The organism is Rhodospirillum rubrum ATCC 11170 (genome assembly GCF_000013085.1).
In the GTDB taxonomy this organism is placed as follows: domain Bacteria; phylum Pseudomonadota; class Alphaproteobacteria; order Rhodospirillales; family Rhodospirillaceae; genus Rhodospirillum; species Rhodospirillum rubrum.
On sequence record NC_007643.1, the window covers coordinates 2,415,731 to 2,428,153 of the forward strand.

Below are 12,423 nucleotides of genomic sequence, written 5' to 3' on the forward strand. Positions count from 1 at the left end.
GCCGGATTTCAACGAGCATGAGGAGACCAAGATGTCGTTCAAACACGTTGTGGCCCTGGCGGCCGCCTTCGGCCTGCTGGCCGGCTCGGCCAGCGCCGAGGAACTGACTGGAACGCTGAAGAAGATCAAGGAAACCGGTGAAATCGCCATCGGTCACCGGGATTCCTCGATCCCCTTCTCCTATCTCGACGATAATCAGAAGCCGATCGGCTATGCCATGGACATCTGCGCCCATGTCGTCGAGGCGGTGAAGGCCGAACTGAAGCTCGATACCCTGGCCGTCAAGCTGACGCCGGTGACCTCGGCCACCCGTATTCCGCTGATCGCCAATGGCACCGTCGATCTGGAATGCGGCTCGACCACCAACAACCTCGATCGCCAGCAGCAGGCCAGCTTCACCAACAGCCATTTCCTGACCGCCAGCCGCTTTGTTTCCAAGAAGACCAGTAATCTCAAGTCGATCGACGACCTGAAGGGCAAGACCGTGGTGTCGACCGCCGGCACCACCAACATCAAGCAGGTCAACGAGCTCAACACCGCCCGCGGGCTCGGCATCAAGATCATCCCGGCCAAGGATCACGCCGAGGGCTTCTTGATGGTCGAAACCGATCGCGCCGTCGCCTTCGCCATGGACGACATCCTGCTCGCCACCCTGGTCGCCGGATCGAAGACCCCGTCGGCCTATGTCATCTCGGAAGACGCCTTCTCGCTGCCCGAGCCCTACGGCATCATGCTGCGCAAGGATGACCCCGCCTTCAAGGCGGTGGTCGATCGGGCCACGGCGGCGCTTTACACCAGCCCCGAAGGCCCCAAGCTGTTTGCCAAGTGGTTTGAGAACCCCATTCCGCCCAAGGGCCTCAACGTCAACCTGCCTTTGGCCGGCGCCATGAAGAACGCCCTCGCCCATCCCAGCGATTCGGCCGACCCCAAGGCCTATCTGGCCCCGTAAAGCCGGTCAAGGCCCCTAGGATAAGGCTCACCGGGCTCACCGGGGCGGTTCGCGCCCCGCCCGGTGGGCCCCCTCCGCGCGCCCCCGCGCTCCGACGGAGACTGACCCCGTGAATTATACCTGGAACTGGTCGATCTTCTGGCAACTCTCGCCCGAAGGCAACGGCACCTATCTCGATACCCTGATGTCGGGCCTTTACTGGACGATGGCGACCGCGCTGGCCGCCTGGGCCCTGGCCCTGGTGCTTGGCGGCATGATCGGCATCATGCGGACGCTGCCTTCAAAGGGCCTGCAGCGCCTTGGCGCGGCCTATGTCGAAGTGTTTCGCAATATCCCGCTGCTGGTGCAGCTTTTCCTTTGGTACTTCGTGCTGCCGGAACTCTTGCCGCCGTCCTGGGGATTGTGGCTCAAGCAGATTCCCGACGCCCCCTTCTATACCTCGGTCGTCGGCATCGGCTGCTTCACCTCGGCCCGCGTCGCCGAGCAAATCCGCGCCGGGATCACCACCCTGCCGCGCGGACAAGCCATGGCCTCGACGGCCCTTGGCCTGACCCTGCCCCAAACCTACCGCTATATTCTGCTGCCGATGGCCCTGCGCATCGTCCTGCCACCGCTGACCTCGGAATTCCTCAACACCGTCAAGAACACCTCGGTCGCCCTGACCATCAGCCTGATGGAACTGACGGCGCGAACGCGGGCGATGCAGGAATTCTCGTTCCAGGTCTTCGAAGCCTTCGCCGCCGCCACCCTGATCTACGTTCTGATCAACGTGGTGGTGGTCGCCGTCATGCGTGTGATCGAGCATCGTGTCGCGGTGCCCGGTTTCAACGTCGGCAAGTAAGGAAAACGCCGATGTTCGCAACCCTCGACTTCGATGTCATCGCCCGCTCGATCGGCTATCTGTTCTATGACGGGATGACCTTCACCCTGGGGCTGACCTTGCTCGGCACCCTGGCCGGCGGGCTGCTTGGCACGGCCTTGGCCATGCTGCGGCTGTCCAGCCTGCCCGTTCTTCCCCATCTGGCGACGCTCTATATCAATCTGATGCGCTCGATGCCGCTGGTTCTGTTGATTTTCTGGGTCTACTTCATGGTCCCCTATCTGGGGCAATGGATCTTGGGAACCGATCGGCCGATGCAGGTCGGCACCTTCACCTCGTCGCTGCTAACCTTCACCCTGTTCGAAGCGGCCTATTTCGCCGAGATCATGCGCTCGGGCATCCAATCGGTCTCGCGCGGGCAGACGGCGGCGGCCCAGGCCCTTGGCCTCACCTATTTCCAGTCGATGGGCCATGTGGTGCTGCCCCAGGCGTTCCGTGCCATGCTGCCGGTGCTTCTGACCCAGGTGATCGTGTTATTTCAGGACACCTCGCTGGTCTATGTGCTGTCGATCACCGATTTCCTTGGTGCGGCGAGCAAAGTGGCGCAGCGCGATGGCCGGCTGGTCGAAATGTACCTTTTCGCCGCCGTCGTCTATTTCGCCATCTCGTTCGCCGCCTCGCTGTTGGTCAAGCGCATTCAGGCGCGCACCGCTATCATTCGCTGATGAAGGCCCCAGAGATGATCGAAATCACCCACGTTGATAAATGGTATGGGACCTTTCAGGTTCTGAAGGATTGCACCACCCAGGTTGCCAAGGGCGAGGTCGTCGTTGTCTGCGGCCCGTCCGGATCGGGGAAGTCGACCCTGATCAAATGCGTCAACGCCCTGGAGCCCTTTCAGAAGGGCGATATCACCGTCGATGGCGTCCGCGTCACCGATCCCAAGATCTCGCTGCCCAAGCTGCGGGCCCGCGTCGGCATGGTTTTCCAGCATTTCGAGCTGTTTCCCCATCTCTCGGTGCTCGACAACCTGTGTCTGGCCCAACAAAAGGTGCTGGGGCGCGGCCGCGACGAAGCCATGGCCAAGGGGGAAGCCCTGCTCAAGCGCGTCGATCTCGCCGCCCATGCCCGGAAATTTCCCGGGCAGCTGTCGGGCGGGCAGCAGCAGCGCGTGGCGATCGCCCGCGCCCTGGCGATGGACCCCATCGCCATGCTGTTTGACGAGCCGACCTCGGCGCTTGATCCCGAGATGATCAACGAGGTTCTCGACGTCATGGTCGAATTGGCGCGCGAGGGCATGACGATGATGGTGGTCACCCACGAGATGGGCTTCGCCCGCAAGGTCGCCCATCGGGTGATCTTCATGGATCGCGGCGAGATCGTTGAAGACAGCGCCAAGGACGCGTTCTTCAACACCCCGCACAGCGACCGGGCACAACAGTTTTTGTCAAAGATCCTCGTTCACTAAGCGTTTCCCAGGCCGGAGCGCCTCTCCGGCAAGGACAAGAACCGATTACCACGCGGGCGCCAAGGGGATACCCCCCTTCGGCGCCCGTTTTTTATGTCTTCATCTTATAAAAACCATCCAAAAAGTCCGTTTATCCGCGCTATCCCGCCGTGCGGTACTGAAGAACCAATCAGAAAACTTGCGGAACCGAAGTCACGGGTCGTCGTTAACTGTTCAACATGCTCACTTCGAGACACACGTTCTGGAGAAAAGACCCATGGCAGGATCCTCGATCATCTTCTTTCTGGCCATCCTCACCTTGCTCGCGGGCATCGTCGTCGCCCTCTATCAGCTCTACAAGACCGATCAGGCGCAGAAGAACGACTCCCACTCGGCCCTGACCAAGGACCATGGCGGCGAAGCGCCCAATCCGCAGCCCGGGTCCACCCCGCTTCCCCAGCCCGGCGAAATGCCCCCCGCCCCTCCGGGCAAGCCGCCGCTTTACCCCAACCAGCCCGGTCAACCGATCGGCTGACGCGGATAAGGCCGGACCCCCGTCCGGCCTTTCCCCCACGCTCACGGAAAAAGGGACTCGCCATGGCTGAAATCCCGCTTCCCTCGGCCCCCTTGGCTTCGGCCAGCACCGGTCTGTTCAAATCCTTCGGCGTGACCTCGGCAACCGCCTGGGTCCCGCTCGCCAATCCCCTGGCTCCCGATCCCCCGCGCTCGGAAGAAGCCAGCGCCGGGATGCCGGTATCGCCCCAGGATCTTTTTGCCGCCGCCCTGATCGCCGCCATCGCCCCCCGCAGCCTGCCGCGCACCGCCCTGGCCAGCAGTCAGCGCCCTCCCCTCTCGGCCGACCAGTCGCCGCTGACGGCGGCTTCGCGGGATCGGGCTTTCAACGAAGGCGATTGGCTTGGCTTCGAAGACGGCACCGCGCCGCCGACCCTGGTCAGCCGGGGAAACCGCGCTTATTCCTTAAGCGACCATCTCGACCGGCCGATCTTCGCCTGATCCTGATCCGGCGGGTTTTATAGGGAGCGGCGGGCGGAGACCGGGATGCCGGGGTCCGCCCGCTTACCCCTGTTCAGCCACCGCAAGGCCGGTGCCCACCGCTGGCGGCACAATCAGGCGGCGTTGACAGGGTGGAGGTCGGAGGGCTACCGTTTTCTCTTTCGGCGAGAGAGGCTTGGCTTTCTTCGCCCAGAGCGCCCCCTCCGACAGAGTGGGGAGTGAGAGATCGGCTCATTTTCCAGAATGGAAATCCCATGACTGCGCCCATGAACGTGATTGACGATTACTATGTTTCTCTGGGTAAAATTGGAATTTTGAATTACAGAACCATGGATGAAAGCGGAGAAAACGCGTTTCTTCGCAAATATCTTCCTTCGTTATCCTCGCCAACCATCCTTGATGTCGGCGCCAATATAGGCGGCTATTCCAAGGCCATTCTCAGGGAATCTCCCTCGGCCCGGGTTTACGCCTTCGAACCCCACCCGATCACCTTTGGAAACCTTACGAAAGACACCGCGGAAGACCGCTTCCACGCCCTGAATATCGGCATTGGCGCCAAAGAGGAAACGCTGGACTTCTATGATTACCGCGACGAGGACGGCAGTTCCCACGCCTCGCTCTACAAGGAGGTGATCGAAGACATCCATCACCGCCCGTCAACCAGCCATCGCGTTTCCATCCGTCGCCTGGATGATGTCTGCGCCGAGCTTGGCCTGCCTCACATCGCGCTTTTGAAGATCGACACCGAGGGGCACGAACTGGCGGCCCTTCAGGGGGCCGAACGCCTGATCCGTTCCGGGGCGATCGATGTCATTCAGTTCGAATTCAACGAGATGAACGTCATTTCGCGCTGCTTCTTCAAGGATTTCTGGGATTTCCTGCCCGATTACCGCTTCTTCCGGCTGCTGCCCCACGGCTCGATCGAGATAAAGACCTATATCCCCTCGTTCTGCGAAATCTTCGCCTTTCAAAACATCGTCTGCGTCAAAAAAGACCTGCCCGAGTTTTTCTAAAAAAGCCGGCTTATTCCGCCGGCTTGCCCGCGCCCTCGGGGGTTTCGGCCAGGGCGCGGTCAAGGGCTTGGCCCACGGCGCCGGCCGAGCGGGTGAAGGGCGCCAGCAGATCATAGAGAACCGGGGTGACGAACAGGGTGAGCAGCGAGGCCAGCCCCAGACCGCCGATGACGACGATGCCGATCGCCTCGCGGCTTTCCGCCCCCGCCCCCGACGACCAGGCCAGCGGCACCGCGCCAAGAATGGTGCAGATGACGGTCATCAGGATCGGCCGCAGGCGCAGGCTGGCGGCTTCAAGGATGGCCTCGCGCACGCTTCGCCCCTCGTCGCGCAGCTGATTGGCGAACTCCACGATCAAGATGCCATTCTTCGCCGTCAGGCCGATCAGCAAAACGATGCCGATCTGGCTGTAAACATTGATCGAATTGCCCGTCGCCCATAGCGACAGCAAAGCCCCCGACACCGCCAGCGGCACCGACAGCATGATGATCAAAGGATGGAGGAAGCTTTCGAACTGGGCGGCCAGCACCAGATAGACGATGACCAGGGCCATCAAAAAGGTGAACAGCACCCCCCCCGAGGTTTCCAGGAATTCCTTGGATTGCCCGGCCAGGGAAAGCCGGGCTTCGGGCGGCACGGTTTGGCTGGCGAGCGCCATCACGTCGTCGATCGCCTGCCCCATGTCGTAACCGGGCGCCAGCGCGCTTTGCAAGGTGATCGACGGCAGGCGGGCGTAGCGATTGAGATCGGGGGCGCCGGCGGTTTCCTTGAGGATCACCAGGGCATCGAGCGGCACCAGAGCGCCGCCCTTTTCGGCGCGCACGAAGGTATTGCTCAAATCCGAGGGTGTCCGCCGATCCTCGGGCCGGGCCTGGACCACCACCTGATACTCGCGCCCGCGATCAACGAAGCGCGTCACCTCGCGCGAGGCCAGCATGGTCTGCAGGGTTTGGCCGATGGCCTCCACCCCGACCCCCAGATCATCGGCGCGGTCGCGGTCGATGCCGACGCTGAGCTGGGGTTGGTTTTGTTCGAAATCGAGTTCGGGATTGATCAACCCGGGCAATTCCTCGGCCCGCTTGAGCAGGGCGTTGGCCCAGACCTCGACCTCGGCGTAATCGGGGCCGCCGATCACCACCTGCAAGGGGGTGCGGCTGCCGCGCAGCCCCAGGCCGGCGGGCACCACCGGCGTCGCCGTCGCCCCGGCCAGCTTGCCCAGGTCCTTGCGCAGGCTCTCGGCCAGGGCGGAGGCGGTGCGCCCGCGGTTTTCCCAATCGTCCAGGCGGATGACGACATAGCCACGATGGGGGCGGTTCCATTGGCCGACCTGGGCCAGAACCCCCACCGCCTCGCCGCGATCGAGCACCGGCTGAACGGCGGCCTCCACGGCGCGGATTTGGGTATCGGTATAACGCGTATTGGCCCCTTGCGGTCCGTTGAGGCTGACCACCACCACCCCGCGATCCTCGACCGGAACCAATTCCTTGGGCAGCCCCTGATAGAGCCAGAACGACGCGCCGCCGCAGAGCAGGGCGACCGTCAACACGACCATCGGCAGGCCGAGAACCGCCGACAGGGCCCGCTGATAGCCCCGGCTCAGGGTGCCGAAGGCGTAATTGAGGGCATGGGCCAGCCGGCCCTCGGCCTTGCCCTCGGCCAGCACGCCAGCGGCCAGCGGCGGGCAGAGCGTCAGGGCGACCAGCATCGAGATCGCCACCGCGCAGGCCAGCACGAAACCGAATTCGGTGAACAGCCGGCCGACCGTGCCCTCCATGAAGGAAATCGGCACGAAGACGGCGATCAGGGTCAACGAGGTGGCGACCACGGCGAAAGTGACCTGCCGGGTGCCGCGCGCCGCCGCCACCAGCTTGGGCTCGCCGGCCTCGATGCGGCGCTGGATGTTCTCAAGCACGACGATGGCGTCATCGACCACCAGCCCGATCGACAAGATCAAGGCGAGCAAGGTCAGCAGGTTGATCGAAAAGCCCAGCAGCAAAATGCCGATGAAGGTGCCGATCACCGCCACCGGGATGGTCACCGTCGGCACCAAGGTGGCGCGGATCGAGCCGAGAAAGGCGAAATTGACGATGATGACGATCAGCCCCGACAGGCCGAGGGTCAAGATCACCTCGTGGATCGAGCGGTTGATGAACAGGGCGTCGTCGGACGACACCTCCAGGCTCATCCCCTCGGGCAGGCTGGGACGCAAGCGGTCGATCTCGGCGCGGATGCGATTGGAAATCGCCACCGTATTGGCCTGGGACTGGCGCAGCACGCCCATGGTCAGGGCGTCGCGGCCTTCGACGCGCACGGTGGTGTCGTCGTTCTCCACTCCCAGTTCGACGCGGGCGACATCGCGCACCCGCAGCGGATAGCCGTCGACGACCTTGATAACCGTGCTGCCAAAGGCCTCGGGGCTGGTCAACAGGGTCGCCGCCCGCACGGTCAGCAGGCGGGAGGCGCTTTCGATCTCGCCGGCGGGCAGTTCGACATTGGCCCGGCGCAGGGCCGCTTCCACATCCTGAACCGTCACTTGACGGGCGGCCATCGCCCGGCGGTCCAGCCACAGGCGGATGGCCTGGCGGCGCTCGCCATAGAGATCGACCTGGGCGACGCCATCGATGGTCGCCAGCCGGTCGACGATGTAGCGATCGGCGAAATCGGTCAGCTCGATCGGCGTCATCCGCGGGCTGGTCAGGCTGAGGCGCATCACCGGATCGGAATCCGTGTCGCTTTTGGCGATGCGCGGCTCCTCGATATCGTCGGGCAGATCGCCGCGCACCTTGGCCACGGCGTCGCGCACGTCGTTGACCGCCTCGTCCATCGACACGCCGCTTTCGAATTCGATCACCGTCCGCCCCTGGCCACGGCGGCTTTGCGAGGTGATGGTGCGAATGCCCGAGACGCCGGCGACGGCGTTTTCAATGACCTCGGTGATATCGGTATCGACGATCTCGGGCGCCGCCCCGGTATAGGGGGTGGTGACGCTGACCACGGCGGAATCGATATCGGGCAGTTCGCGCACCGCCAGCCGGGTCATCGCCGCGATGCCCATGACCACCAGCAACAAGCTGAGCACGGTGGCGAAAACCGGGCGGCGGATAAAAAGGCTGCTGACGTCCATGGCCGCTCGCTCCCCTGGGGTCGGATGAGAGCAAATCCCGCAAGCATTCCGCATCAGAATGCGACAAGGATTTGAGTCAATATCAGTCTGTTAAAGCGATGCGCGAGGACTTAGGGTTAACGCCCATCGCTCTAACCGGCCGAGCCGATCACCGTCACCGGCGAGCCGTCGCGCAGGCGCTGGATGCCCCGGCTCACCACCTGATCGCCCTCGGCCAAGCCGTCGCGCACCTCCACGGCGGTGCCGGTGCGCTGGCCCAAAACGATCGGCTGGCGTCGCACCGCGCCGCCCTGGATCACATAGACCACGCTGCCCCCGGCTTCAGCTTGGATGGCCTCTTCGGGCACCATCAGGGCCGGGCGCTCCTCGATGACGATGGAGACATTGAGGAACAACCCCGACGGCAACAGGCCCTGGGGGTTGGGCAGGGTGGCGCGCACGCGGAAGGCCCGCGACACCTCGCCAATGCGACTATCGATGCGATCAATGGCGCCGGTGAAGATCCGTCCGGGAAAGGCCTGCGAAGTCGCCTCGATGGCCATGCCCGGGCGCAGGCGGCCGAAATGGATCTCGGGCACGGCGAATTCGACATCGACGCTGGACAGATCATCAAGGGTGGTCAGGCGTTCGCCCTCGGAAACCCGGGCGCCGACATCAAGCTCGCGGAAGCCGACGATGCCGGCGAAGGGCGCGGCGATCACCCGGTCGGCCAGATCCTTGTGGGCTCGATCCAGGCGGGCGGCGGCGGCGGCGCGGTTGCTTTGCAGGTCATCGACCGTCGCCTGGGCCACCGCCTGGGTCCGCCGCAGCGACCGCGCGCGCTCCAAAGCCCGGCTGACCTGGGTCAGCGTCGCCTCGGCCTCCTCGACATCGGCGCGCTGGGCGGCATCGTCCAGACGGACGAGAACATCGCCCTTATTGACCTTGCGACCGGGGGGAAAGGGCATCTCAACGATGCGGCCCGAGGCCAAAGGGACCACGGCGATCGCCTGATGGGCGCGGGTGGTGCCCACGGCTTCCACCCGATCGGCCACACGCGCCCGCCGCACCGCCGCCACCTCGACCGGCAGGGCCCGCAGGGCGGGGGCGCTCTGCTTGCCATCGGCATCGGGCATCAGCCACGATCGCCCGACCAAGGCCGCGCCCCCCCCCAGAACAAGGACGGTCGCCAGAACGGCCTGCCGCAGAATCCTCATCACCCTTCCTTTTGTTCCGCCCGGCCCGCCTTTTTCGAAAAAAAGGCGGCGCCTTGCCCTTGGTCAATGCTCGTTGGTCTCTACGCATCGGCTTTGGGTGCGGATCCGTCAAGTGACAAGACGGTAAGAATGCGGCCGCAGGAAGGCTGGCGGCTTAATCGTCGCCGCGACCGGCAAAGTATTGACGGGCCGAAACCAGGATCTCACGCTTGCCAACGTGGTTGGGCGGACTGATCACCCCCTCGTTTTCCATTCTTTCGACCAGACGGGCGGCGCGGTTATAGCCGATTTGCAGGTGGCGCTGGATGAAACTGACCGAAGCCTTGCCTTCGCGCAGGATGACAGCCAGGGCTTGACTATAGAGATCGCCGTCGTCGCCTTCTTCGCTGATCGCCTCGTCAATGGCGCCGGCGCCGGGGTAGTCGGCCTCCTCGTCGTCGTCCTCCTCGGTCACCGAATAGACGTAATCGGGCTGGGCCTGGGTGCGCAGATGGGCCACGACCTCCTCGACCTCCTGATCGGAGACGAAGGGGCCATGGACGCGGCTGATCCGGCCGCCGGCCTGCATGAACAGCATATCGCCCTGCCCGAGCAGTTGCTCGGCCCCCGATTCCCCGAGAATGGTCCGGCTGTCGATCTTGCTGGTGACCTGGAAGCTGATCCGCGTCGGGAAATTGGCCTTGATCGTGCCGGTGATGACATCGACCGAAGGCCGCTGGGTGGCCATGATCAGATGGATGCCCGCCGCCCTGGCCATCTGGGCCAAGCGTTGGATCAGGGTTTCGATTTCCTTGCCGGCGACCAGCATCAGATCGGCCATCTCGTCGACGACGACGACGATGAAGGGCAGCGGCAGCAAGGTGACGATGCGATCTTCGAACACCGGCTCGCGGCGTTCCTTGTCGAAGCCAACCTGTACCCGGCTGGTCACCTGTTCGCCCCGGGCGTTCAGATCGGTGACGCGGGCGTTATAGCCATCAAGATTGCGCACGCCGAGCAGAGACATCGCCTTGTAGCGGCTTTCCATCTCGCGCACGACCCACTTCAGCGCCGCCACCGCCTTGCGCGGATCGGTCACCACCGGGGTCAGCAGATGGGGGATGTCGTCGTAGACCGACAACTCCAGCATCTTGGGATCGACCATGATCAGCCGGCACTGCTCGGGCGGCAGATGATAAAGCAGCGACAAGATCATGGCGTTGATGCCCACCGATTTGCCCGAACCGGTGGTGCCAGCGATCAGCAGGTGGGGCATGCGGGCCAGATCGACCACCACCGGCTCGCCGCCGATATTCTTGCCCAAAGCCATCGGCAGCTTGGCCTTCGAGGTCTTCCAGGCTTCCGAGGCGAGGATTTCCTTGAGATAGACCGTTTCGCGCACCGCATTGGGCAATTCGATGCCGATGACGCTGCGGCCGGGAACCAGGGCGATACGCGCCGTCACCGCGCTCATCGAGCGGGCGATATCGTCGGCCAGATTGATGATGGTCGAGGATTTGGTGCCCGGAACCGGTTCCAATTCGAACAGCGTCACGCAGGGGCCGGGGCGGACCTCCATGATCTCGCCGCGCACCCGGAAATTGCGCAGAACGGTTTCAAGCTTGGCCGCCTGTTCGGCCAGTTCGTTCTCGTTGCTCTCTTCCTCGATGGCGTCCTTGGGATCGCCGCCGCCCAGCAGATCGACGGCGGGCAGGTGATAGGGCGGCAAGATGGCATCGGGAAGCGGTTCGGCCTCCAGGGCCAGCGGCGAGCGGATCACCGGCTGGGCGACGGCGGGCTCAAGGATCTCCTCGGGGGCGGGCTCAAGGTCGTCTACGACCAACGCCTCGGCTTCGGGCACAGAGGACTCGGTCACGCCGAAGTCGGGCCGATCGGGCTCGGGCAGACGAACCGTGATCTGTCCGGCGACGCGGCTGCCGGCGATCTTGGTGGAAAGCGGCGGCGGGCCGGCGCGCAGGGCATCGGTGCGCTCTTCGAACTCGTCCTCGTCAAGCCATTCGACCTCGGGCTCGCCGCGCCCCTCTTCGGCCTCGTCATCGGCGTCTTGCAAGGCGCGCTCGGCTTCGGCCCATTCGATCCCGGCGACGAAGGCATAGGCGATGGCGGTGGCCACCGCCTCCTCGTCGGTCCCCGTTCCCCAGATGGCGGCGGCTTCCGGCCGGCCGCGATCGGCTTCGATGCACCATTCGCGCGACCCGTCCTGCCAGCCCGACAGGCGCAGGGCGAAGGGCCGGTTGTTCATGGCGCACCACAGATTGAACTCCTCGGCCTTCGTTCCCTGGGCCGAAGTCATCGGCGCGGTATCGACGCCGGGCTGAAACACCTGTGCGCTCATCACGATAACCTGTAGGCAGCGACCATCAATTTCGTGACCTCTCCGTCCCGCGACAGGAAGGGCAGCACCAGCCGCTCCCAGATTTGTTCCTCGCCGCCGAAGCTCCCGGTATAGACCCGCGAAACCGGAAGTTGTTCAAGGCAGACCTGTTCATATTCGCGCTTGAGAAGATCGCGCTGGCTGGCCGGCAGGGTATCGATCGACTGCCCCACCCGATCGCCATTGAACAGTTCGGCATATTCCGTGCTGTAGAAACTATAGATGAAACGCCCATCGTCCTCGACATTGATCACAACGAGGTGAGAAAGCCAGGGGCGTAGCACGGCCGGGTCAAGATCGACGGCCATGGGAATTTCACCCTCGCCGCGCAGATCGGACCATTTGCCGTAAAGGCGTTTCAATTCTGGATGCCGCAGCATTGGTGCCAAATTGGTCGCGCTCATGACTCTTTCCGCCCGAAGACGATATTGGTGTTTAATCTCATGTGGTTATCCGAGAATGAGGACGCGATTGCAAGGGTTCCCT

The 12,423-nt window shown here is 63.8% G+C and carries 11 protein-coding genes; 7 read left to right on the plus strand and 4 right to left on the minus strand.

Annotated elements, in window-relative coordinates; genetic code table 11:
• The first annotated feature begins 31 nt into the window (after positions 1-31).
• The 7 genes from RRU_RS10820 (at position 32) to RRU_RS10850 (ending at position 5,243) form a co-directional block, all read left to right on the plus strand.
• A complete protein-coding gene (locus tag RRU_RS10820; protein WP_011389840.1) occupies positions 32-949 on the plus strand; it encodes an amino acid ABC transporter substrate-binding protein in 918 nt (305 codons plus the stop codon).
• 109 nt (positions 950-1,058) lie between these two features.
• Positions 1,059-1,790 carry an amino acid ABC transporter permease gene (locus RRU_RS10825; protein ID WP_011389841.1) on the plus strand — a complete coding sequence of 244 codons (732 nt, stop codon included), beginning with the start codon at positions 1,059-1,061 and terminating at the stop codon, positions 1,788-1,790.
• An 11-nt stretch (positions 1,791-1,801) separates the two neighbouring features.
• Complete coding sequence (locus RRU_RS10830; RefSeq protein WP_011389842.1) at positions 1,802-2,494, plus strand: amino acid ABC transporter permease; 693 nt, start codon at positions 1,802-1,804, stop codon at positions 2,492-2,494.
• A 14-nt stretch (positions 2,495-2,508) separates the two neighbouring features.
• Positions 2,509-3,237, plus strand: coding sequence for an amino acid ABC transporter ATP-binding protein (locus RRU_RS10835; protein WP_014626301.1), 729 nt, complete (start codon positions 2,509-2,511; stop codon positions 3,235-3,237).
• A gap of 256 nt (positions 3,238-3,493) precedes the next feature.
• On the plus strand, positions 3,494-3,751 hold the full coding sequence (locus RRU_RS10840; RefSeq protein WP_011389844.1) for a hypothetical protein: 258 nt from the start codon (positions 3,494-3,496) through the stop codon (positions 3,749-3,751).
• A gap of 62 nt (positions 3,752-3,813) precedes the next feature.
• Positions 3,814-4,230 carry a hypothetical protein gene (locus tag RRU_RS10845; protein ID WP_011389845.1) on the plus strand — a complete coding sequence of 139 codons (417 nt, stop codon included), beginning with the start codon at positions 3,814-3,816 and terminating at the stop codon, positions 4,228-4,230.
• A 329-nt stretch (positions 4,231-4,559) separates the two neighbouring features.
• On the plus strand, positions 4,560-5,243 hold the full coding sequence (locus RRU_RS10850) for an FkbM family methyltransferase (protein ID WP_014626302.1): 684 nt from the start codon (positions 4,560-4,562) through the stop codon (positions 5,241-5,243).
• A gap of 10 nt (positions 5,244-5,253) precedes the next feature.
• Here RRU_RS10850 and RRU_RS10855 read toward each other — a convergent pair whose 3' ends face one another.
• The 4 genes from RRU_RS10855 to RRU_RS10870 all read right to left on the minus strand — a co-directional run bounded on the left by RRU_RS10855 (position 5,254) and on the right by RRU_RS10870 (position 12,341).
• Positions 5,254-8,367, minus strand: coding sequence for an efflux RND transporter permease subunit (locus RRU_RS10855; protein ID WP_011389847.1), 3,114 nt, complete (start codon positions 8,365-8,367; stop codon positions 5,254-5,256).
• 131 nt (positions 8,368-8,498) lie between these two features.
• Positions 8,499-9,563: an efflux RND transporter periplasmic adaptor subunit gene (locus RRU_RS10860; protein ID WP_011389848.1), complete on the minus strand. Its 1,065-nt coding sequence runs from the start codon at positions 9,561-9,563 to the stop codon at positions 8,499-8,501.
• A gap of 154 nt (positions 9,564-9,717) precedes the next feature.
• On the minus strand, positions 9,718-11,898 hold the full coding sequence (locus RRU_RS10865) for a DNA translocase FtsK (RefSeq protein ID WP_011389849.1): 2,181 nt from the start codon (positions 11,896-11,898) through the stop codon (positions 9,718-9,720).
• A complete protein-coding gene (locus RRU_RS10870; protein ID WP_011389850.1) occupies positions 11,898-12,341 on the minus strand; it encodes a PAS domain-containing protein in 444 nt (147 codons plus the stop codon). The genes RRU_RS10865 and RRU_RS10870 overlap by 1 nt, the downstream gene beginning before the upstream one ends.
• Between the last annotated feature and the right edge of the window lie 82 nt (positions 12,342-12,423).